The sequence below is a fragment of the Pseudomonas mendocina genome (genome assembly GCF_003008615.1).
Lineage (GTDB): Bacteria > Pseudomonadota > Gammaproteobacteria > Pseudomonadales > Pseudomonadaceae > Aquipseudomonas > Aquipseudomonas mendocina_C.
In genome coordinates, this window is record NZ_CP027657.1 from 1,147,823 (window position 1) to 1,170,075 (window position 22,253).

General features: G+C 63.3%; 14 protein-coding genes and 1 pseudogene. 10 read left to right on the forward strand and 5 right to left on the reverse strand.

Annotation, left to right across the window (positions count from 1 at the left end):
- Nucleotides 1-4: 4 nt before the first annotated feature.
- A complete protein-coding gene (locus C7A17_RS05385; RefSeq protein WP_106737047.1) occupies nt 5-3,148 on the forward strand; it encodes an efflux RND transporter permease subunit in 3,144 nt (1,047 codons plus the stop codon).
- Nucleotides 3,145-4,578 (forward strand): AdeC/AdeK/OprM family multidrug efflux complex outer membrane factor, encoded by a 1,434-nt coding sequence (gene adeC / locus C7A17_RS05390; protein WP_106737048.1) that lies wholly within the window; start codon nt 3,145-3,147, stop codon nt 4,576-4,578. The genes C7A17_RS05385 and adeC overlap by 4 nt, the downstream gene beginning before the upstream one ends.
- A 96-nt stretch (nt 4,579-4,674) precedes the next feature.
- Here adeC and C7A17_RS05395 read toward each other — a convergent pair whose 3' ends face one another.
- On the reverse strand, nt 4,675-5,286 hold the full coding sequence (locus C7A17_RS05395; protein ID WP_106737049.1) for a TetR/AcrR family transcriptional regulator: 612 nt from the start codon (nt 5,284-5,286) through the stop codon (nt 4,675-4,677).
- A gap of 106 nt (nt 5,287-5,392) precedes the next feature.
- Here C7A17_RS05395 and C7A17_RS05400 point away from each other — a divergent pair, with 106 nt between their 5' ends.
- Both C7A17_RS05400 and C7A17_RS05405 read left to right on the forward strand, forming a co-directional pair.
- Nucleotides 5,393-6,349: an SDR family oxidoreductase gene (locus tag C7A17_RS05400; RefSeq protein ID WP_106742757.1), complete on the forward strand. Its 957-nt coding sequence runs from the start codon at nt 5,393-5,395 to the stop codon at nt 6,347-6,349.
- A 55-nt stretch (nt 6,350-6,404) separates the two neighbouring features.
- Nucleotides 6,405-7,499 carry an alpha/beta hydrolase family protein gene (locus C7A17_RS05405; RefSeq protein WP_106737050.1) on the forward strand — a complete coding sequence of 365 codons (1,095 nt, stop codon included), beginning with the start codon at nt 6,405-6,407 and terminating at the stop codon, nt 7,497-7,499.
- Between the two features lie 3 nt (nt 7,500-7,502).
- On the opposite strand, the gene C7A17_RS05410 is transcribed toward C7A17_RS05405, so the two are convergent.
- The 3 genes from C7A17_RS05410 to C7A17_RS05420 form a co-directional block, all read right to left on the reverse strand.
- Complete coding sequence (locus C7A17_RS05410) at nt 7,503-8,672, reverse strand: Bcr/CflA family multidrug efflux MFS transporter (RefSeq protein WP_106737051.1); 1,170 nt, start codon at nt 8,670-8,672, stop codon at nt 7,503-7,505.
- A gap of 151 nt (nt 8,673-8,823) precedes the next feature.
- A complete protein-coding gene (locus C7A17_RS05415; protein WP_106737052.1) occupies nt 8,824-11,970 on the reverse strand; it encodes an efflux RND transporter permease subunit in 3,147 nt (1,048 codons plus the stop codon).
- Between the two features lie 5 nt (nt 11,971-11,975).
- Nucleotides 11,976-13,124, reverse strand: coding sequence for an efflux RND transporter periplasmic adaptor subunit (locus tag C7A17_RS05420; protein WP_106737053.1), 1,149 nt, complete (start codon nt 13,122-13,124; stop codon nt 11,976-11,978).
- A 124-nt stretch (nt 13,125-13,248) separates the two neighbouring features.
- On the opposite strand from C7A17_RS05420, the gene C7A17_RS05425 reads away from it, so the two are divergent.
- Nucleotides 13,249-13,869 (forward strand): TetR family transcriptional regulator, encoded by a 621-nt coding sequence (locus C7A17_RS05425; protein ID WP_106737054.1) that lies wholly within the window; start codon nt 13,249-13,251, stop codon nt 13,867-13,869.
- A 39-nt stretch (nt 13,870-13,908) separates the two neighbouring features.
- Here C7A17_RS05425 and C7A17_RS05430 read toward each other — a convergent pair whose 3' ends face one another.
- Entirely contained in the window at nt 13,909-14,106 is a 198-nt protein-coding gene (locus tag C7A17_RS05430) for a heavy-metal-associated domain-containing protein (protein WP_106737055.1), read from the reverse strand.
- Between the two features lie 132 nt (nt 14,107-14,238).
- Between C7A17_RS05430 and C7A17_RS05435 the strand changes: the two genes are divergently transcribed.
- From C7A17_RS05435 to C7A17_RS27315, 5 genes and pseudogenes are all read left to right on the forward strand, one after another.
- Nucleotides 14,239-14,613, forward strand: coding sequence for a hypothetical protein (locus C7A17_RS05435; protein WP_106742759.1), 375 nt, complete (start codon nt 14,239-14,241; stop codon nt 14,611-14,613).
- A 64-nt stretch (nt 14,614-14,677) separates the two neighbouring features.
- Nucleotides 14,678-17,047 carry a heavy metal translocating P-type ATPase gene (locus C7A17_RS05440; RefSeq protein ID WP_106737056.1) on the forward strand — a complete coding sequence of 790 codons (2,370 nt, stop codon included), beginning with the start codon at nt 14,678-14,680 and terminating at the stop codon, nt 17,045-17,047.
- A 108-nt stretch (nt 17,048-17,155) separates the two neighbouring features.
- The gene (locus tag C7A17_RS05445) at nt 17,156-19,198 is read left to right on the forward strand and encodes a type VI secretion system Vgr family protein (RefSeq protein ID WP_106737057.1); all 2,043 of its coding nucleotides are present in this window, start codon (nt 17,156-17,158) and stop codon (nt 19,196-19,198) included.
- On the forward strand, nt 19,195-19,758 hold the full coding sequence (locus tag C7A17_RS05450) for a DUF4123 domain-containing protein (RefSeq protein WP_106737058.1): 564 nt from the start codon (nt 19,195-19,197) through the stop codon (nt 19,756-19,758). The genes C7A17_RS05445 and C7A17_RS05450 overlap by 4 nt, the downstream gene beginning before the upstream one ends.
- Nucleotides 19,755-20,222: pseudogene (locus C7A17_RS27315) on the forward strand (toxin VasX); the annotation flags it as partial. The gene C7A17_RS05450 and the pseudogene C7A17_RS27315, both read left to right, overlap by 4 nt.
- Nucleotides 20,223-22,253 lie beyond the last annotated feature (2,031 nt).

The window sequence follows — 22,253 nt, forward strand, 5'->3', positions numbered from 1 at the left end:
CTGAATGTCCAGATTCTTTATCGACCGGCCGATCTTCGCCTGGGTGATCGCCTTGGTGATCATGCTGGCCGGCGGCCTGTCCATCCTCAAGCTGCCGATCAACCAGTATCCAAGCATCGCGCCGCCCGCCGTTTCCATCCAGGTCTCCTACCCTGGCGCCTCGGCGCAGACGGTGCAGGACACCGTGGTTCAGGTGATCGAGCAGCAGCTCAACGGTATCGACGGCCTGCGCTATGTAAGCTCGTCGAGCAACTCCGACGGCAGCATGGAGATCATCGTTACCTTCGAACAGGGAGTGAACCCGGACATCGCCCAGGTTCAGGTGCAGAACAAGCTGCAACTGGCGACACCGCTGCTGCCACAGGAAGTCCAGCAACAGGGCATCCGCGTGACCAAGTCGGTGCGTAACTTCCTCATGGTCATCGGCGTGGTGTCGAAAGACGGCAGCATGACCCGTGAAGACCTGTCGGACTACATCGTCTCCAACCTGCAGGATCCGATCTCGCGTACCAAGGGCGTCGGTGACTTCCAGGTATTCGGCGCGCAGTACGCCATGCGTATCTGGCTCGACCCGGCCAAGCTCAACAGCTTCCAGCTGACACCGGTGGATGTGCGCAGCGCCATCCAGGCGCAGAACGTGCAGATTTCCTCCGGCCAGTTCGGCGGCCTGCCTGCGGCGCCGGGCAACCAGCTCAACGCCACCATCATCGGCAAGACGCGTCTGCAGACCCCGGAAGAGTTCCGCAAGATACTGCTCAAGGTTCAGGCCGACGGCTCCCAGGTACGCCTGGGTGATATTGCCAAGGTCGAGCTGGGCGGCGAGAACTACGCCATCAATGCGCAGTTCAACGGCCTGCCGGCTTCCGGTCTGGCGATTCGCCTGGCCACCGGTGCCAACGCCCTGGACACCGCCAAAGCGGTACGCGAGACCATCTCCAACCTGGAGCCGTTCTTCCCTGCCGGAATGGAAGTGGTCTTCCCCTACGACACCACGCCGGTGATCTCGGCCTCCATCGAAGGGGTGGTACAAACCCTGTTCGAGGCGATCGTGCTGGTGTTCCTGGTGATGTTCCTGTTCCTGCAGAACCTGCGCGCCACCATCATCCCAACCATGGCAGTGCCGGTGGTACTGCTCGGCACCTTCGGCGTACTCGCTGCGTTCGGCTTCTCCATCAATACCCTGACCATGTTCGCCATGGTTCTGGCCATCGGCCTGCTGGTGGACGATGCCATCGTGGTGGTGGAGAACGTCGAGCGGGTGATGCGTGAAGAGGGACTTTCGCCGAAGGAAGCGACACGCAAGTCCATGGGCCAGATCCAGGGCGCGCTGATCGGTATTGCCCTGGTGCTGTCCGCGGTGTTCCTGCCGATGGCCTTCTTCGGCGGCTCCACGGGGGTGATCTACCGGCAGTTCTCCATCACCATCGTCTCGGCCATGGCCCTGTCGGTGCTGGTCGCGCTGATCTTCACCCCGGCGCTGTGCGCCACTCTGCTCAAGCCTATCGATGGCGACCACCACGAGGCCAAGCGTGGCTTCTTCGGCTGGTTCAACCGCACGTTCGAGCGCAGCAGCAACGCCTATCAGCGCGGCGTCGCCGGCATGCTCAAGCGCAAGACGCCTTACCTGCTGCTGTATCTGGTGATCGTCGGCGTCATGGTCTTCATGTTCACCCGCATCCCTACCGCCTTCCTACCCGAGGAAGACCAGGGCGTGCTCTTCGCCCAGGTGCAGACGCCTTCCGGCTCCAGTGCCGAGCGTACCCAGGTGGTGGTCGACGAGATGCGCCAATACCTGCTGGAAGACGAAGCGAGCACGGTCAAATCGGTGTTCACCGTCACCGGCTTCAACTTCGCCGGCCGTGGTCAGAGCTCCGGTATGGCCTTCATCATGCTCAAGCCCTGGGGAGAACGCCCCGGTGCCGAGAACGGCGTCGCCGCGCTGGCGCAACGTGCGCAGATGCACTTCTTCAGCTTCCGCGATGCGATGGTATTCGCCTTCGCCCCACCGGCCGTGATGGAGATGGGGAACGCCACTGGTTTCAACTTCTTCCTGCAGGATCAGGCAGGCGTCGGTCACCAGGTGATGAACGAGGCACGTGACAAGTTCATCCAGTTGGCCAACCAGCATCCCGTGCTCGACAGCGTGCGCGCCAACGGCCTGCGTGACGAGGCGCAGTACCAGTTGTTGATCGATGACGAGCGCGCTCGTGCACTGGGCCTGTCGCTGGCGGACATCAACAGCACCCTGTCGATCGCCTGGGGCGCCAGTTACGTCAACGACTTCATCGATCGCGGTCGGGTGAAGAAGGTCTACCTGCAAGGTGCGTCCGAAGCACGCATGAGCCCGGAAGACCTGAACAAGTGGTACGTGCGCAACGACCAGGGCCAGATGGTGCCATTCAGTGCCTTCGCCAGTGGCGAGTGGACCTATGGTGCACCGAAGCTGGCGCGCTACAACGGCGTCTCGGCGGTGGAAATCCTCGGCGCCCCGGCCCCCGGCTACAGTACCGGCGATGCCATGGCTGCCGTCGAGGAAATCGCCTCGCAGTTGCCGCAGGGTGTCGGCTACTCCTGGACCGGACTGTCTTATGAGGAACGCCTGGCCGGCTCGCAAACCACCGCACTGTTCGTGATCTCGGCCATCGTCGTGTTCCTCTGCCTGGCAGCGCTGTACGAGAGCTGGTCGATCCCGTTCTCGGTGATGCTGGTGGTGCCACTGGGGATCATCGGCGCCTTGCTATTCACCGAGCTGCGCGGGCTATCCAACGACGTGTTCTTCAAGGTCGGTCTGCTCACCACCATCGGCCTCTCGGCGCGTAACGCGATCCTCATCGTCGAGTTCGCCAAGGCGCAGTACGAACAGGGCATGACCTTCGCCGAGGCGGCCATCGAAGCCTGCCGCATGCGTTTGCGCCCGATCATCATGACCTCGCTGGCGTTCATCCTCGGCTGTCTGCCGCTGGCCATCGCCAGTGGTGCCGGGGCGGGCAGCAAGCACGCCATCGGCACCGGGGTGATCGGCGGCATGCTCAGCGCGATGATCCTGGCGATCTTCTGGATTCCATTGTTCTACGTGGTGGTCTGCTCGCTGTTCGAGAAAAAGCGCCCCGAGCCGGCCAGTGAAAAAGAGAAGGAGGTACTGCAATGAGGCAGTCCCTGTTGTCCCTGGCCGTGGCCACCGCTTTGCTCAGCGGCTGCAGCCTGATTCCCGACTATGAGCGCCCGGAGGCTCCGGTGGCGGCCGACTGGCCGCAAGGCGAGGCCTACGGCAGCGCCGCCAGCGAAGGCAGCCGCGCCGCAGCCGACCTGCAATGGCGCGAATTCTTCCGCGACCCGGCGCTGCAGCAACTGGTGCAGCTGGCGCTGGAGAACAACCGTGACCTGCGTGTCGCCGCGCTGAACGTCGAAGCCTATCGCGCGCTGTACCGTATCCAGCGCGCCGACCTGTTGCCCTCGGTTTCCGCCGATGGCGCCGGCACCCGCCAACGCCTGCCAGCTGACCTGAGCCAGACCGGTGAGGCGCGCACCAGCGGCCAGTACAGCGCGACCCTGGGCGTCAACGCCTGGGAGCTGGACTTCTTCGGCCGCATCCGCAGCCTCAGCGAGCAGGCCCTGCAGCAGTACCTGGCGACCGAACAGGCCCAGCGCAGCACGCAGATCAGCCTGGTAGCCAGCGTCGCCAACGCCTACCTGCAGTGGCAGGCGGATCAGGCACTGCTGCAACTGACCCAGGACACCCTGAAGACCTTCGAGGAAAGCTACAAGCTGACCCAACGCAGCTTCGACGTTGGCGTAGCCGATGCCCTGGCACTGAGCCAGGCACGCAGCTCGGTGGACAGCGCACGAGTGAGTCTGGCGCAGTACAAGCGCCTGGTCGCCCAGGATCGCAACGCACTGATCCAGCTGGTCGGCACCGGCCTGCCAGTCGATCTGCCACAGGGCCTGGCGCTGAGCGCCGAGTTGCTGGAACAGGTGCCTGCCGGTTTGCCTGCCGACCTGCTGCAGCGTCGCCCCGACCTGCTGCAGGCCGAGTACCAGTTGAAAGCGGCCAACGCCAACATCGGCGCGGCGCGCGCTGCGTTCTTCCCCAGCATCAGCCTGACGGCCAATGCCGGCACCGCCAGCAGCCAGTTGTCCGGTCTGTTCGACAGCGGCTCGGGCACCTGGCTGTTCCAGCCGCAGATCAGCCTGCCGATCTTCAATGCCGGCCGGCTGCGCGCCAACCTCGACTACGCCGAGCTGCAGAGCGATATCCAGGTCGCGCAATACGAGAAAGCCATTCAGGTGGCGTTCCAGGAAGTTGCCGACCGCCTGGCTGCGCGCACCACCTACCGCCAGCAACTGGACGCCCAGCGCGCCCTGCTGGAAACCACCGAAACCTATTACGACCTGGCCGAACGCCGCTACCGCACCGGCGTGGACAGCTACCTGACCCTGCTCGACGCCCAGCGTCAGCTGTTCAGCGTGCGCCAGCAACTGATCGCCGACCGCCTGGCCCAGCTCAGCAGCGAAGTGGAGCTGTACAAGGCCCTGGGTGGTGGCTGGAGCAATACGGGGAGCAACGCCCCACAAGGTTGATCGCGCGTAACCCGCTTCAAGGACGACCTTATCCAACGCGCCGCCCCCGCAGTCTTTGCGGGGGCGTTTTTTTCTAGCTTAGCGCACGGCTGTCGGTCAGAGCTCCGACTTGAGAATCTCGAACGCCTCTTCGAGGAAACTGGCTACCGGCTTGGGCTGACCCGTCTGCTCCTGCCAGGCGAGAATCGCCAAGCGCATCGCACCAAGCGCTGCCATGGCCACCACGCGCAGGGTCATACGCCGCTCGGGTTGACGCCAGACCTCGCAGAGCGTGGCGAACAGCAGTTTCTCCTGCTCCGCGTAATATGCCTGCTTACGCGCCAGCAACGATTCGCTGGAACGCATCAGCCGGTCGATTGCCGCCATCTCCTCGGTGGTGTACCGGGAGATATGGCTCACCAGCACATCACGCACGGCGTCCAGTGGCGATGTATCGGGCGACACCTGCAGCAACTCGGCGTGGATGCCGGCCCAGCCAGCCTCCTGCCAGGACAGGATGACGTCATCCTTCGATTTGAAATAGGAAAAGAAGGTACGCCGCGAGATGCCAGCCTCCGCGGCAATCGCATCGAGCGTGGTGCTTTCGTAACCATTTGTGAGAAACAGGCGCTGCCCCACTTCGGCGATACGCTGGCGAGTCTCCCGGCGCTTGCGCTCTCGCAGGCCTTCGACGGGTGTGCTGCCCTGGGGAGGGAGAGGTTCGGACATTCCAATAGCCTATTGCAGAAATTGCACTCAGTGCACTAATGTTTGCACTCGGTGCAATTATTGATGCACTCAGATTAACGCCCCATTCTGAGGCAAGGCAATGACCATGGCCAACTGGACAGTTTCCGACATTCCCTCCCAACACGGTCGCACGGCCGTCATCACTGGCACCGGCGGCCTTGGTTTCGAGGGTGCCCTGGCCCTGGCTCATGCAGGCGCAACGGTGATCATCGCTGGCCGCAATCCCTCCAGGGGAGCTGCCGCCGTCGAACGCATCCGCCAAAGCGCTGCGGGAGCCGATGTCAGCTTTGCCGAACTGGATCTCGCCAGCCTCGACTCCATCCGGGCTTTCGCCAAGCGGCTTGGCGACTCACACAACAGCCTCGACCTGCTGATCAATAACGCCGGGGTGATGACACCGCCGCAACGCCAGGAGACCGCGGATGGTTTCGAGCTGCAGTTCGGCACCAACCACCTCGGCCACTTCGCCCTGACCGCACAACTGTTGCCACTGCTGCGCAAGGGCGACCAGCCTCGCGTCGTCAGCGTCTCGAGCATCGCCGCCAGACAGGGCGCCATCGACCTGAACGACCTGCAGTCGGCGCGCAGCTACAAGCCGATGGTTGCCTACAGCCAATCCAAACTGGCCTGCCTGATGTTTGCTCTGGAACTGCACCGGCGCAGCCATGCGGCTGGCTGGGGGATTCAGAGCATTGCAGCGCATCCGGGTATTGCACGCACCGAGCTGCTGCCCAATGGCGCCGGTAAATGGAGTGCGGCTGGCAGCGCGCGGCGCTTTCTCTGGTTTCTGTTCCAGCCCGTCGCGCAGGGGGCGCTGCCGACGCTGTTCGCAGCCACCTCGCAACACGCAGAAGGCGGCGCCTATTACGGCCCCGACCAGCTCGGCGAAACCCGTGGTCAGCCAACGCTGGCCAAGACACCGCTGCAAGCGCTGGATCAAGGCATGGCCAGACGACTCTGGAAGGAATCCGAGCGTCTCACGGGCATGGCCTTTCCCCTTCCTGCGCTACGGGCGCAAAAGCCCTACCAGCTATTTCAATGACCGGATCGATGCGCCCAATCACCAGAACTCTCTGCCGCCAGGAACCTGTCCAGCGATGAATACGACTCTGAAATACACAACAGCAACCGGCGAAAGTGTCGCCTCCGAAGTCGACACCCTGTTGCCAAAAGCACTGAGCAAAGGCTGGAAAATGTTGGCAACGGCGTTGTTGGCCAGCTTGGCAGTCTCCACCCCAACTCAGGCTACTGAGGACGAAGCAGAGGCTCCGTCCTACGAAATCGTCGATTTCGATTGGGTCGACCAGTCCCGTTCGCGCCCGGTGCCAGTACGCCTGTACTGGCCGGCCAACGTACAGCCAGGCAGCACGGTACCTCTGGTGGTGTTCTCCCACGGCATCGGCGGCTCACGCAAAGGCTACAGCTATCTCGGCAAGCACTGGTCGAGCCATGGCGTCGCCAGCCTGCATGTGCAGCATGTCGGCAGCGACTCGGCCTTATGGCGGGGCAATCCGTTCAGCGTGGTCACCCGCCTGCACGATGCCGCAAAGGAGAGCGAGGCCATGGCCCGGGCGGCCGACGTGAGCTTCGCCCTCGACCAGATGCTCTCCGGCACAACGGATCACAGAGGTGCCGCGGTGGATCGCCAACGCGTCATCGTCGCCGGTCACTCCTACGGCGCCAATACGGCCTTGCTCGCAGCGGGAGCACAGGTAATCCGCGACGGCAAGACCATCGATTATCAGGACGAGCGTTTCTCCGCGGCAGTGATCATCTCGGCGCCACCGTTCTACGGTGAAAGCAATTTGCCAGCAGTGCTGGGCAACGTCTCGGTGCCTACGCTGCACGTGACCGCCACCGATGACGTGATCCAGATTCCCGGCTATCGCTCAGGCGCGGATGATCGCCTGGCCATCTACGATGCGCTGGCCAACCCACAAAAGCTGCTGGCGGTGTTTCGCGACGGCTCCCACAGCATCTTCACCGACCGTTCGTTCACCGGCGGCCCATCGCTCAATGCCCAGACCAAGGCAGCGACGGCCGATCTGACCCTGGCCTTCCTCGACCTGGTGTTCGAAGGCGATGAAGCCGCCTTGACGCAATGGCGCACGAACTGGCAACCGATCCTGGCTCAGGCCCCCGGCATCGGTTCGGCATCGCTGAGCATCGCCCAGCCACACCGCAGCCATTGAGCCTCAGACCGTGAAACGTCGGCTCCACCAGGCAAAGGCACTCGCTGCCGCTCCGCACAGCGCGATCACCAGCGCCATGGGCAGCGCCGAGCCGTCGTGAAGAGACGCCACCAATGCCGAGGCCCCGGCCGCCACAGTGAACTGCAAGCTGCCGAGCAGGCCTGAGGCGCTACCGGCATGCTGCCCCTGCCCTGCCATGGCGCAGGCGGTGGCGTTGGGCAATACGCAGCCGAGACTGGCCACGCAGATGAACAGTGGAATCATCAGCGCCCAGAGGCTCGCCGGCTGCCACGCCGCCAGCGCCAGCAGGCAAAGCCCGCTGGCCAGATACACCAGCACCATGCGCCGCAACCACAAGGCCGGGCCACCCACCCGCACCAGCCGCGCATTGACCTGCGCCATGATCACGAAACCCGCCGCATTGCTACCGAACAACCAGCCGTAGTGCTCGGCCGGCACCCCGTAAAGCTCGATGAAAACGAAGGGCGAGCCCGCGATATAGGCGAACATACCGGCCATCGCCACGCCGCCCGCCAGGCTGTAGCCCATGAAGGGCGCATTGCCCAACAACGCACGGTACTGGCCGAAGGCACCGCTGAGTGGAGCCGGCTGCAGATGCTGCGGTCGCGTCTCCGGTAACCACAGCAGCACGGCCAGCAGGCAAAGGCCGGCGAACAGCGCCAGGCTATGGAAGATCCAAGGCCAACCCAGCGTATTGAGCAGCAGGCCGCCCCCCAGCGGGGCGAGAATCGGTGCAAGCCCCATCACCAGCACCAGTTGCGAGAACACCTTGGCCGAGGTCAGCGGATCGCACAGGTCGCGCACCACAGCACGGGTGATAACCATACCGGCGCAGCCGCCGAGAGCTTGCACGAAGCGCGCACCGATCAGCCACTCCAGGCTGGGCGCCAGCGCGCAGGCCAATGACGCGAGCGCAAACAGGGTCACCCCGATCAACAGCGGCACACGCCGGCCAAAGCGGTCAGCCAGCGGCCCGTAGAACAACTGGCCGAGAGCGATACCGACAAAATAGGCGGCCAGCGACAACTGCACGTGCTCCACATCGGTGGCGAACTGATGTGCCAATGTCGGGAAGCTGGGCAGGTAGAAGTCGATGGCAAGCGGGCCGAAGGCGCTGAGCGCGCCGAGGATCAGCAGAATACGCAGAGGCATGGGCAGTCCGAAATTTTATTAGCCTGCTAATCGTCTCACTCTTGGCCTCGACGACGAAAGAGCCAGGTCGCCAGAAGACGACCTGGCGTGTTCGATTTCGACATGGGTGGCATCCGGCTACAGGCCTCCAGTCAGTACCAGTGGAACGGCATCAAGCGCCGTGTCCGGGCTCTTGCGCCTCGGGCTCATGCTTACCCCGGCCGAAACGCTGCGCCGCCGACTCCACCAGCAGGTAGAACATCGGAATCAGGAAGGTGGCCAGCAGCGTGGCCGCCAGCATGCCACCGATCACCCCGGTGCCGATGGAGTGGCGGCTGGCTGAACCGGCGCCGGAGCTGATGGCCAACGGCACGCAGCCGAGAATGAAGGCCAGCGAGGTCATCACGATAGGGCGGAAACGCAGCTTGGCCGCCTCCAGCGCCGAGTCGAAGATGCCCTTGCCCTCGGCGCGCAGCAACACGGCGAACTCGACGATGAGGATGGCGTTCTTCGCCGCCAGACCGATCAGCGTGACCAGCCCCACCTGGAAGTACACGTCGTTCTGGATGCCACGCAGCCATACCGCGAGAATCGCCCCGAACACCGCGAAGGGCACGGCCGTGACCACCGCCAGAGGCAACGTCCAGCGCTCGTACTGCGCGGCCAGAATCAGGAACACCAGAATCAGTCCGAAGACGAAGGCCTGCGCCCCCGAACCTTGCGTGGCCAGCTCCTGATAGGCCGAGCCGATCCAACCCAGGCTGTAGTCCTCGCCGAGCACCTCGTCGGCCACCTCCTGCATCGCCGCCAGCGCCTGCCCGGAACTGTAGCCAGGGGCCGGCCCGCCCAGCACCTTGGCCGAGGGGTAGACGTTGAAGCGGTCGTAAGAATCCGGCCCGAGGATGCGCCGCACGCGCAGCAGGGTCGACAGTGGCACCAGATCGCCGCTGCTGGAGCGAACGTAGACCTGGCCGAGATCCTCCGGTTTGCGGCGGAACTCCGACTCCGATTGCAGGCTGACCTGCCAGGTGCGCCCGTAGAGGGTGAAGTCGTTGACGTAGTAGCTGCCGAAGGTCGCCTGCATCGCGGTGAACACGTCGCTGACGCTGACGCCCAGGGCTCGTGTCTTGGTGCGATCCAGGTCGATGTAATATTGCGGCACGTTGGCACTGAAGGTGCTCTGCACGCCTGCCAGTTCCGGTCGCTTGCTCGCGGCAGCGACAAAGGCCTGCACCTTCTCGCCAAGCTGCTCGACACTGCCCCCGGAGCGATCCTGAATGAAGGACTCGAAGCCGCCGGTGGTGCTCATGCCGGTGATCGGCGGCGGATTGAACGACAGCACCAGACCATCCTTCTGCGCGGCGCCCATGCCCATGAACTCGTGCGTCAGGTTACGCGCATCGAGCTCGGGGGTGGTGCGCTCGCTCCAGTCCTTGAGCGGTACGAAGGACACCCCGGCATTGCTGCGTACGCCGAAGGTGAGCACGTCGAAACCCGCGAAGGTCACCACGTCCTGCACCGCCGGGTGCACCATCAGTTGCTCACTCACCGCACCACTCAGTGCCTCGGTGCGATTGAGCGAAGCTGCTGGGGGCAGGTAATAGGCATTGATCACGTAGCCCTGATCCTCATCAGGCACCAGCGAACCGGGCACCCGCGCGAACAGCAGCATGATCAGCGCGATCATCCCGCCGAACAGCAGCAGGCCGACCAGCGAACGCTTGAGGAAGAAACGCACACCCGCGCCATAGCCGGCGGTGGCCTTGTCGAAGAAACGGTTGAACAGGCGAAATGGCGCGGCCGGCTCATGATGGCCGGGCTTGAGTAACAAGGCGCACAGCGCGGGTGAGAGGGTCAACGCGACGATGCCGGAAATCACCACCGATACCGCGATGGTGATCGCGAATTGCTTGTACATCTGCCCCGCCAAACCACCGAGAAACCCCACTGGAACGAACACCGCGCAAAGCACCAGCACGATAGCGATGATCGGCCCGGTGACCTCCTCCATCGCCTTGATCGAGGCGTCGCGAGCATTGAGGCCCTGAGTGCGCATCACCCGCTCGACGTTCTCGATCACCACGATGGCGTCGTCGACCACAATGCCGATGGCCAGCACCATGCCGAACAGGGTCAGCAGGTTGATGGAAAAGCCCAGCAGGTACATGCCGGCGAAGGTGCCGACCAGCGACACTGGGATCGCCAGCACCGGAATCAGCGTGGCGCGCCAGTTCTGCAGGAACACGAACACCACCAGCACCACCAGCACCAGCGCTTCGAAGAAGGTCTTGATCACCTCGTCGATGGAGACCTGCACGAACTTGGTGGTGTCGTAGGGGATCTTGTAGGCGATGCCTTCGGGGAAGCGCTTGCTCAGGCGCTGCATGGTGCGTTCGACCGCTTCGGCGGTATCCAGGGCATTGGCGCCGGGCTGCAGGTAGATGCCGAAGGCGGCGTTCTGCTGGCCATTGAGGGTGGTGACCAGCGAGTAGTCCTGCGCACCCAGCTCGACCCGCGCGACGTCCTTGAGCAGCAGGCTGGCGCCGGTGGCATCGGTGCGCAGGATGACGCTCTCGAACTCCTTCGGATCGGTGAAGCGCCCCTGAGTGGTGACGGTATAAGTGAAGTCCTGCGGCTCCTTGAGCGGCTGCTGGCCGAAGCTGCCGGCGGCGAACTGCGAATTCTGTTCGCGAATGGCGTTGACCACATCGGTCGGCGTCAGGTCGTACTGCGCCAGCTTGTCCGGGCGAAGCCAGATGCGCATGGAGTAGTCCTTGGAGCCGAACTGGCTGGCATCGCCAACGCCCTTGAGGCGTTTCAGTTCATCGATGACGTTGATCAGCGCGTAGTTGCTGATGAAGATCGGGTCACGCGAACCGTCCGGCGAATAAAGGGTGATCACCTGCAGAATGTCCGAGGACTTCTTCTCCACCTTCACGCCTTGTCGGCGCACCTCTTCCGGCAGCTTGGCCAGCGCGGCCTGCACCTTGTTGTTGACGTTGATGGTGGCCTGATCCGGGTCGGTGCCAACCTCGAAGTACACCGTCAGGCTCATCGCTCCGCTGCTGGAGGAATTGGACAGCTGGTAGATCATGTTCTCGACGCCATTGATCTCCTGCTCCAGCGGCGCCGCTACGGTTTCGGCGATCACCTGCGAGCTGGCCCCCGGATAAGCGGCACTTACCGACACCTGCGGCGGCAGGATTTCCGGGTACTGGGCAATAGGCAACGCGCGCATCGCAGCCAGGCCGGCGAGCACGATGACGATGGAAATGACGGTGGCAAAAACCGGACGATCGATAAAGAAGCGCGAGATCATGAGCGTTACTCCTGCGCCGGACTTGCAGGCGTGTCTGCCTTCGCCTCCTCGACCTTGACCGGACTGTCAGGCCGCACCTTGGCCAGGCCATCGACGATCACCCGTTCGCCATCGCTGACCCCGGAGAGAATCAACCAGCGCCCGCCTGCCGTATCGCCCGTAGAGACCTGGCGCATACGCGCGATGCTCTGTTCATCCACCACGTAGACGAACGTACCGCGCGGCCCCTGAGCGACGGCACGTTCCGGCACGGTGATCGCCCGCGGACGCGTCAGACCCTTGACCTTCACCCGCACGAACTGGCCCGGCAGCAGCTTTTGTTCAGGGTTGGGCACCACACCACGCGCACTGACGGTACCGGTGCCTCGGTCGATCAAGCTGTCGGTGAAATCCACCTCGCCCACCATCGGATAGGCCGAGCCATCGCCAAAGTAGACCTCGACGCTCAGCTTGCCGCCGCTCGGCGGTACCAAACTGCCTTCGGACAACTCCCGACGCAGGCGTTCGGCCTCGGCATCCGGGTAAGCGAAGTTGGCGAAGATCGGATCGAGCTGAGTGATCTGCGTCAGCAGGCTGGCGCTGGGATCACCAGCGACGATCAAGCTACCTTCGGAGACGCTTTCCTTGCTGGTCATGCCGGTGATCGGCGCCTTTACCGTGGTGTAGTCAAGGTCGATCTGGCGCGACTGCACCTCGGCTTGAGCCGCCTCGATATTGGCCTTGCTCTGCTCGAAATTGGAGATGGCGTTGTCCAGCTCACTCTCGCTGGCAAAGCCCTTCTTCTGCAATTCGCGGATGCGCTTGAGGTCACGATCGGTCTGCCGAAAACGCGCCTGCTCCTGCGCCAGCGCTCCCTTGGCACGCGCCAGGGCGGCTTCATATGGTCGCGCGTCGATGCGAAACAGCACCTGATCCTTCTGCACCCGGCTGCCTTCCTGATAAGTGCGCTCCTGCAGGATGCCGCCGACCTGCGCCCGCACCTGCACCTCGCGATAGCCCGTCGTACGGGCCGGGTACTCCAGCACCACGGGCAGCTCACCCACTTCGATCCGCTCTACTGTCACCGCCGTTGACGGTGCATCGGCGGCCTGCGCACCGAGCGCTAGGGCAAGACTTGCGAACAGGCAGAAACGAATCAGGCGAACGAGCGGCATGAGGCATTCCTCTCCTTGGGCGAAACGCATCGCAGAGGCGGCACAACGAAGCGTGCCCCCAGCAGACAGGGATAATCGGTACACTCGGCACAACCAGAGCCTAGCTTCAATTAACCGGATCGCCATGCGTAGAACCAAAGAAGACGCGGAGAAAACCCGCTGCGCCATCCTCGCCGCTGCTGAACAACTGTTCCTCGAGCGGGGGGTCGCCCACACCAGTCTGGAGCATATCGCCCGGCATGCTGGGGTCACGCGCGGTGCGGTCTATTGGCACTTCCAGAACAAGGCGCACCTGTTCCACGAGATGCTCAACCAGGTGCGCTTGCCGCTGGAGCCGCTGGCTCAGCAACTGGCTGAAGTCGACGGTTTGTCATCGCTGCAGTTGTTGCGCGACCTGTGCATAGAGGCCATGGCCAACCTGGTGCTGGATGAGCAACGCCGACGCATCCTCACCGTGCTACTGCGCCGCTGCGAATTCACCGAGGATTTGCGCGAAGCCGAGGAGCGTCACGAAGCCTTCGTCAATCAGTTCATCGACTTGTGCGAACAACAGTTCGCCCTGCCAGCGGTACAGCCTTACCTGCAGCCTGGCATCACACCGCGCCTGGCCTCACGCACGCTGCACGCGCTGATCGTCGGCCTGTTCAGTGACTGGTTGCGCGACCCCAATCTGTTCGATGCCCAGACCGATACCCCGGCCATGATCGACAGCTGCTTCCGCGGCTTGCTGCGTCAGTGGCCCTAGAATGAATCGGGGCCACTCTGCCGAGACGCGCGGCGCACCCTAGGTGAGTTCGGCCTGGTAGCCCTCTTCGCGAATCGCCGCCTGTACCTGCTCAGCGTTCAGACTACTTTCTACACGTACCAGCCCGGCGGCGAGGTCGACCTCGACCTTGGCCGCCTGATCCAGCATCTGGATCGCCTGGGTGATGGCCCGCACGCAATGACCGCAAGACATTCCACTAACCTTGAACTGTTGCATCTGTTGACTCCTTGAACCGCTGGTCGATGGGTGTAGTCTCGACCTTGCCACGATGGCAAGGTCAAGCCCTTGCGTCATGTCATCCGCTTCGTTTTCAGTATGAGGGTCGCCACCATGCGCCTGTTCTATCTGATGCTCTTCCCGCTGCTGGCATCCCAAGCCCTTGCCCAACCACTCGCCCCTCTGCCAGCGACTACGCAAGGCGAGGGCTACGCGGTGCTGATCGTCTCGCGCGAGCGCCTGGAGGTGGCCACCACCTGCGAAGTCGCGCTGTATCTGCACGACCAGATGGCCGCACGCTTGCATCAGGGCCAGTCGGTGTCCTTCAATTTGCCACCGGGCCCGGTTTCTCTGCGCCTCGGTCTGACCGGCACTGGCCCGTGTCAGGACGGCATCAACCAGCTCGCGGGGCAATCGCTGGAGCTGCAGGCTGGCGAAGTGCGTCGCTACCGTATCGCCATGGGCAGCGATGGCCTGCGACTGCATGCCGCGCCTGCGTTGAACTGAAGGCTTGACCTTGCCACGGGGTCAAGGTTGATCCTGTAGCCACGATGCTACAGGGAGCTGCACCATGATCTTCGACCTACCCATTGAGGGCATGACCTGCGCCAGTTGTGCCGGCCGTGTCGAACGCGTGCTGAACAAGTTGCCGGAGGTATCCAACGTCAGCGTCAACCTGGCCAGCGAGCAGGCGCGCGTCGAGGCAACTGCCGGCAGCCTGCCGCAACTGATCAGCGCCATCGAGGGCGCCGGCTACAGCGTCCCCAACCAGCCGCTGGAGCTCGGCATCGAGGGCATGACCTGCGCCAGCTGCGTCGGCCGTATCGAACGAGCACTGGGCAAGCTGCCAGGCGTCAGTCAGGTGGCCGTTAACCTGGCCGACGAGAAGGCGCGCCTGCAGGTGCTCGCTGGTTTCGATCCACAGCAGGCGCTGAAAGCCGTATCCACCGCCGGCTACAAGGCCTGCCTGCTCGATGGTCGCCCTGCCACGGATGAAGCCGACAACCGCCTGCGTCGTGAGCGACTGACGTTGCTGGCGGCCATCGTCCTGACCCTGCCACTGGTCGTGCCGATGCTGGCCGAACCCTTCGGCCTGCACTGGATGCTGCCGGCCTGGGCGCAGTTCCTACTCGCTACGCCGGTGCAGTTCATCTTCGGCGCACGTTTCTACCGTGCGGCCTGGCGCGCCCTGAAGGCCGGTGCCGGCAATATGGATCAACTGGTCGCCATCGGCACCAGCGCCGGCTACGGCCTGAGCCTGTACCAGTGGGCGGTGACGCCGCCGGGGCATATGCCGCACCTGTATTTCGAGGCCTCGGCGGTGATCGTCAGCCTGATCCTGCTCGGCAAGTACCTGGAAAGCCGCGCCAAACGCCAGACCGCCAGTGCCATCCGCGCCCTGCAGGCACTGCGTCCGGATCACGCGGTACGCCTGGTGGAGGGACGTGAGGAGCGCGTCGGCCTTGAGGCCCTGGTGCTGGGGGATCGCATCCTGGTCAAGCCGGGTGAGCGTTTCCCGGTCGATGGCCAGGTGCTGGAGGGTAACAGCCACGCCGACGAGGCGCTGATCAGTGGTGAAAGCCTGCCAGTGGCCAAGCAACCCGGCGATAAGGTCACGGCCGGAGCCATCAACGGCGAGGGACGTTTGCTGGTGGAAACCACCGCCCTGGGTGCGGAGACCGTGCTGTCGCGCATCATCCGCCTGGTCGAAGACGCCCAGGCGGCGAAGGCGCCGATCCAGAAGCTGGTGGACAAGGTCAGCCAGGTGTTCGTCCCAGCCGTGCTGCTGATTGCCCTGGCCACGCTGCTCGGCTGGCTGGCATTCGGCGCGCCGCTGGAAAACGCTTTGCTCAACGCCGTGGCCGTGCTGGTGATCGCCTGCCCCTGCGCCCTCGGCCTGGCCACGCCGACCGCGATCATGGCGGGCACCGGCGTGGCTGCGCGCCATGGCATCCTGATCAAGGACGCCGAAGCACTGGAGGTGGCGCATGCGATCCAGCACATCGCCTTCGACAAGACCGGCACACTCACCGAAGGTAAGCCGCGCATCGTCCATATCGGCCTGGCCGACGCCAGCGAAGCGGAGCTGCTGAGACTGGCCGGCGGCCTGCAACAGGGCAGCGAACATCCACTGGCCAAGGCTGTGCTGCAGCGTTGCGCCGAACAGCACATTCCCTTGCCAGCACTGAGTGACAGCCATGCCCTGGCCGGGCGCGGCATCGCTGGTAGCGTCGAAGGGCACGCCCTGCAACTGGGCAGTAGCCGCCTGCTGGAGGAAAACCAGCTACAGGCCGGCGCGCTGGCCGAATCCGCACGCACCTGGGAGGCCGAGGGCCGCACGCTGTCCTGGCTGATCGAAACCGGCAGCGCACCTCGCCTGCTCGGCCTGCTGGCCTTCGGCGATCAACTCAAGGACGGCGCCGCCGACGCCATCGCCGAACTGCGTGAACAGGGCATCACCAGCCACCTGATCAGTGGCGACAACCAGGGCAGTGTCGCTGCCGTGGCCAGCGTGCTGGGCATCGACGAACCGCACGCCCAGGTACTGCCGGCGGACAAGGCACGCCTGGTTGGTGAACTGCGCCAACACGGCACCGTGGCCATGGTCGGCGATGGCATCAACGATGCGCCGGCCCTGGCGGCTGCGGACGTCGGCATCGCCATGGGCGGCGGCACCGATGCCGCCATGCACGCGGCCGGCATCACTCTGATGCGCGGCGACCCGCGTCTGGTACCGGCCGCACTGGAGATCAGCCGCCGCACCTACGCCAAGATTCGCCAGAACCTGTTCTGGGCCTTCATCTATAACCTGATCGGCATCCCGCTGGCTGCCGCCGGGCTGCTCAACCCGATGTTCGCGGGGGCTGCCATGGCCCTGTCCAGCGTCAGCGTGGTGAGCAACGCGCTGCTGCTCAACCGCTGGCGACCGAAAGGATCGTAGCCGGCATTTTCTTGAACCGGCGCATGGTATGGGAATGCCATCATTGAACCTGCGCCCGGTGTCCGGCACCCTTCAGGCTTCGCCCAACTCATGGATGGAGGCCAAGGCATGCTGGATGCCAATCAGGCGCATATCACCCTCGCCATTCCTGCGGTCGAGAACGACCTGCAGGTTCTGAGCTTCGAGGGGCGCGAAACGCTCAACAAGCCCTACCGCTTCGAAATCGAACTGGTCAGCCAGAGCGCCGAACTCGATCTCGACGCTCTGATCAACCAGACCGCCTACCTGACCTTCGGCCCCTCCGGCAAAGGCGTGCACGGTGTGGTCTACGCCATCGAGCAAGGTGACTCAGGCAAGCGCTTGACGCGCTACCGCATCAGCCTGCGCCCACAGCTCGCCTACCTGGCCCATCGCTACAACCAGCGTATCTTCCAGCACCTGACGGTGCCGCAGATCATCGGGCAGATCCTCGAAGACCACGGCATCCAGAGCGACGCCTATCAATTCCAGCTCGGTTACATCTACCCCGAGCGCGACTACTGCGTGCAGTACGACGAAAGCGACCTGCACTTCATTCAGCGCCTGTGCGAGGAAGAAGGCATCAGCTTCCACTTCCAGCACAGCGAAGACAGTCATCGCCTGGTGTTTGGCGACGGCGCCAGCGTCTTCCCCAAGCTCGATCCGCTGAATTACCAGCAAGACAGCGGCCTTTCCGCTGACAACGAAGTGGTACGCGCCTTCGGCGTGCGCCTGGAAACCCGCAGCACCCAGGCCACCTGGCGCGACTATGACTTCGAGCAGCCCAAGCTGCAGATGGAGGCGGACTACCGCAGCGAATTCACTCCGGCGCTGGAGGTGTACGACTACCCCGGCCGCTTCACCGACCGCACGCGCGGCAAGCACCTGGCCAAGCGCAGCCTGGAGCGACTGCGCAGTGACTACGAACTGGCCGAAGGCCAGAGCGACGCCTACCTGATCTGCGGCCACTTCCTCGCCCTGGCCGGGCACCCACGTGAGCAATGGAACGACCTCTGGTTACTGGGTGAAGTCATCCACGAAGGCAAGCAGCCACAGGTGCTGGAAGAGTCGGTGACCAGCAATGCCAAAGCCAGCGACGGCTTCCAGCAAGGTTACCGCAACCGCTTCACCGCCACACCGTGGGACATACCCTACCGCCCTGCTCTCGAACACCCCAAGCCCAAGGTACTCGGTAGCCAGACCGCCGTCGTCACGGGCCCGGCCGGCGAGGAAATTCACTGCGACCAGTACGGCCGGGTGAAAGTGCAGTTCCACTGGGATCGCGAAGGCCTGGGCAACGACACTACCAGTTGCTGGCTGCGCGTAGCCTCCAACTGGGCCGGCGACGCCTATGGCGGTGTGGCCATCCCACGGGTGGGTATGGAAGTGCTGGTCACCTTCCTCGAAGGCGACCCCGACCAGCCCCTGATCACCGGCTGCCTCTATCACGCCGAGCATGTGGTGCCCTACGACCTGCCGGCGAACAAGACCCGCAGTCTGTTCAAGACCCTGAGCAGCCCAGGCGGTGGTGGCTACAACGAGTTCCGTATCGAAGACCGCAAGGGCGCCGAGCAGATCTACATCCACGCCCAGCGCGACTGGGACGAGAACATCGAGAACAACCAGAAGATCCGCGTCGGCAACGAGCGCCACGATACGGTCGAAGCCAACACCCACACCGAACTGCGCGCCGAGGAACACCGCACCACCGACCTCGACCGCAAGGTGGAACTGCGCAGCAACGACCACCTCACCGTTGGTACCACTCAGCACGTGAAAGTCGGCACTGGCCTGTTTATCGAAGCCGGCAACGAGATTCACTACAACGCCGGTAGCAAAGTGGTGATCGACGCCGGCATGGAACTCACTGCCGCAGGCGGCGGCAGCTTCCTCAAACTCGACCCGAGTGGTGTGACCCTGAGTGGCGCGAATATCAAGATGAATACTGGTGGGGCGCCGGGGAGTGGCTCCGGCGCCAAGCCTATTTTGCCAGGCAAGGTGAAACCGGCGGATGCCGACAAGGCCGGTATGCCCCTGGAAGCGCTAGCCAAGCAGCGCCGAGTGTTCTTGCAGGCCACCAGTGGTGTCTGCGAGGTGTGTGAAGCCGCCAAGCAAGCCAAGGAGGCGAAATGATCGATAGAGGATTTCTGCTCTTCGATGGCGCCTCACACAAGCAGGCATTGGCATGGCTGTGCCAGACCTTCCCGGAGCACAGCCCACGGCCCTTGTTGCAAGGAACAGCTTATGAGGGATTGGCGGAAATTGGCCCCATCCTGCTGGAGGCGAATGCTGGCAGCGCGCTGCATGAGGCCTGGGCTCAGGGCCGAGATGAATTGCTCACCGCCGTTTGGCTAAAGAGCGACTTCAGCCTGCCTGACTTGCGTGATGCCCTGCAGCGTCGCTTGCGCATCTTCTCACCTGATGGCCGGGAGTTCTGGTTGCGACTGGCCGACGGCAGGCCGCTCTTGAACGCCTGGCGTGACCATGCCCTGTGGCCTGATGGTTTCTGGTACGGCGTGCAGCAAGTCTGGCTGCGTAACCACGATACCCCCGTGCTGGCCTGGAGCAACGGCAATCCCGAGCTGGATACCACCCACCCACAGGACACGCTTGACGCCCAGCTCACCCTGGATTGGCCATTGCTGGAAGCTTTGGCGCAACACCAACCTCACTTGCAGGATGCAACGGCATGAATCAACCCATCGCCCAACCTGAACGCCTTAAGCCTACCGCTTGCCCACTGCTGGCAGCGATTCTGCCGGTTCGCTATGCCATTGGCCCCATCGATCCACGCAACCCGTCTAGCCTGGATGCTGCCAGCCTGGGTGTACCGAATATCGAGGGCCTGTTTCCAGACTTGGGGCCTGATCATCCTCAACTACATGAACGCCCGTTCGGCTATGTGCCGCGCATGCTTCGTGATGGCTGGCTGTATGTCTGGGACGACAGTCTGCAGGAGCTGAACGAATACCGGGTCGAGTCGTCCATGCTCACGCCAACGGCTCGCGGTGGCCAGTCTCGGGATAAAACCGCCAGACCCTATCTGCTGCAGGAGGCTGGTGCGCCAATATCCCTGGTCTGGTCGCCCGTCGAATGGAGTGCGGACATCTATGCCGAGGTCGAGCAACAGGCTGAAATGCGTGAGCGCATGATGCGCAAGGTCACCCCTGGCGTTTCGCCTTTCAGCGGCACAATCAAGTCCCTGCATCCACAGATCGGTGATGTGAGGCCGGAAAACTACAACTGGAGTTGTGCCAAGGAGGCTCAATACTGGCTGCTGGAAGAACCCGCGCTAAAAAATATGCGCCGCTGTGAGCAGCAACATTTCGCCTTGATCGATGACCCCTGGGGCATATTGATCGACATCGCTTGCCTGTTGCGCGCCCGTAACCAGGCGTTCGACAAGCTCAACAAGCACCGCTTCGATGAGTGGTCGATGGCCGCCACGGTCAAGTCCGTCGGTGAAGGCGACCAGGAGATACGCGCTCGCTTGGCTTCAATCGTCGATGTTCCGCGTGTGCAGCGGGTATTGCAGGAGCAGGAACGCGAGCAGGAGTCACTGGATCAGGATCGGCTGCGCTTTGCCGAGTTGTGGGCGGCCTGGTTCTCCACCCTGGGCGGCTGCAAGCCTTCCGATCTGGAGTCGGCCTGCCACAACTTCGATCTCAGCCAACCCTCCCAGCGCGACATGCTGGAGGCCAGCTTCGCGGCTGTCTGCCTGGGGCCAGCGGCTACGCCACCTGGCGTGAAGGCGATTGGCGAGGCGCTGAGCATGCAGAAACCCAGAGGCGACATGTGGCTGCTGTTGGCTGTATTGGGTGTTACCAGAAAGCTCGAACCAGGCAACCTCAAGCAATTGCTGGATATGCAGCAGGGAACCGCCGAGGTCGCCGCCGATGCCAGCGCAGCCGCCGCCAACCTCTCCCGCGCAACGACGCTTACCCTTGCCCTCAACTTGGGGGCTGAACGGTTGCGAGGCCTGTCCCTAGCCGGCGGCGGCGAGGCCTTGTATGCCGCATTGTCCCCTGTTCTCATGGGTAATCTGCGCTTGAGCCTGGCCCAGCAAATCAATGAGCTGGCCTATAACCTGATGACCGCCATGCTGGCTCGCTCCCAGCAACAGTTGGAGCTGGTCAAACTGAGCCCTGTCGAGGCCCGGCGTTGGCTGACGGAACAAATGGAACAGGCCCATAACAAGGGGCAAGTGCGTAGCCTCAAGAAACGCATCGAACAACTGGAGCGTGAAGAGGCGCGAGCAGCCCGTAAGGCGGGTACATCCGCGCCAACCAAAAGCCCTACCGCTACCCAGGTCGAGGAAGCCATACCGCATCTGCGCGTCGTCCCTGCTCCGCAGCCTGCGCCCGCACATCCTCAGCCAGGGTATGGCAGTGATGTGCCGTACCCGGCGCCGAGCAAGCCGGCAACGGCATTGCCGCCTTTGAGCGGCGAAGAGGCCAAGGTGCAAATGCCGCGCAATATCCGTAACTTGCTGGATGAGGCGCCGTTAAAGGCGCTGATTACGGCGGTGGCGATTTGGAATTTGGCGGAAGTTGGAACACAAACTTGGAAGGACTTTTCAACTAAGAGCTTTGTATCGTCATTAAGTGCGCTCATGGCTACAGCAACTGCTGCAACAGCAGTCTTGCAACAACTTGCAGATTCTAGCTGGGAACATCATGTCGCCCAAGCGAGTCATCTTGACGGCAAAGCCCAAGAGTATTTGGCAAGGGCGCTGGGGCTAGGCGCTGCCGCCATGCTTTTGCAGTCCATCACCGCTGGCATCGACGTGTTCTATTATGGCTGGCATGCGCTGGACGCCTATCGAAACGGGGATCTGGATACGGCGGTTGTCAGCACCAGCCTGGCCGGTGCTCAACTGGGCTACGCCCGTATATCGCTCCAGGCCATGCGTGCCATGCGCGTTGCCCGTAGCGCTGCCCTCGCAGGCGAGGCAGAAGCGCTGGCCACGGGTATTCGCGTGCTCTCCCTGCCGCTGCGTCTGAGCCTGGTAGGGCTGACCATCACCATCTTTATCGGGCTGATCTCGCTGATCTACACCGAAGATACGCCGCTGGAACAGTGGCTCAAAAAGACCCGCTTCGGCACGCGCCCGGCGGACTGGTCTGGCGACTTCAACCAGAGCATGCGCGAGTTCTACCGCATCGTCTTGCCGGTCAGCCTCAAGCTC

Excerpts from the sequence above, each read along its gene's own strand:
- C7A17_RS05430 (WP_106737055.1), bottom strand. The coding sequence starts at position 14,106 with ATGCAACAGTTCAAGGTTAGTGGAATGTCTTGCGGTCATTGCGTGCGG.
- C7A17_RS05410 (WP_106737051.1), bottom strand. The coding sequence starts at position 8,672 with ATGCCTCTGCGTATTCTGCTGATCCTCGGCGCGCTCAGCGCCTTCGGC.
- adeC (WP_106737048.1), top strand. The coding sequence starts at position 3,145 with ATGAGGCAGTCCCTGTTGTCCCTGGCCGTGGCCACCGCTTTGCTCAGC.
- C7A17_RS05420 (WP_106737053.1), bottom strand. The coding sequence starts at position 13,124 with ATGCCGCTCGTTCGCCTGATTCGTTTCTGCCTGTTCGCAAGTCTTGCC.
- C7A17_RS05405 (WP_106737050.1), top strand. The coding sequence starts at position 6,405 with ATGAATACGACTCTGAAATACACAACAGCAACCGGCGAAAGTGTCGCC.
- C7A17_RS05395 (WP_106737049.1), bottom strand. The coding sequence starts at position 5,286 with ATGTCCGAACCTCTCCCTCCCCAGGGCAGCACACCCGTCGAAGGCCTG.
- C7A17_RS05450 (WP_106737058.1), top strand. The coding sequence starts at position 19,195 with ATGATCGATAGAGGATTTCTGCTCTTCGATGGCGCCTCACACAAGCAG.
- C7A17_RS05425 (WP_106737054.1), top strand. The coding sequence starts at position 13,249 with ATGCGTAGAACCAAAGAAGACGCGGAGAAAACCCGCTGCGCCATCCTC.
- C7A17_RS05445 (WP_106737057.1), top strand. The coding sequence starts at position 17,156 with ATGCTGGATGCCAATCAGGCGCATATCACCCTCGCCATTCCTGCGGTC.
- C7A17_RS05385 (WP_106737047.1), top strand. The coding sequence starts at position 5 with ATGTCCAGATTCTTTATCGACCGGCCGATCTTCGCCTGGGTGATCGCC.
- C7A17_RS05400 (WP_106742757.1), top strand. The coding sequence starts at position 5,393 with ATGGCCAACTGGACAGTTTCCGACATTCCCTCCCAACACGGTCGCACG.
- C7A17_RS05415 (WP_106737052.1), bottom strand. The coding sequence starts at position 11,970 with ATGATCTCGCGCTTCTTTATCGATCGTCCGGTTTTTGCCACCGTCATT.
- C7A17_RS05440 (WP_106737056.1), top strand. The coding sequence starts at position 14,678 with ATGATCTTCGACCTACCCATTGAGGGCATGACCTGCGCCAGTTGTGCC.
- C7A17_RS05435 (WP_106742759.1), top strand. The coding sequence starts at position 14,239 with ATGCTCTTCCCGCTGCTGGCATCCCAAGCCCTTGCCCAACCACTCGCC.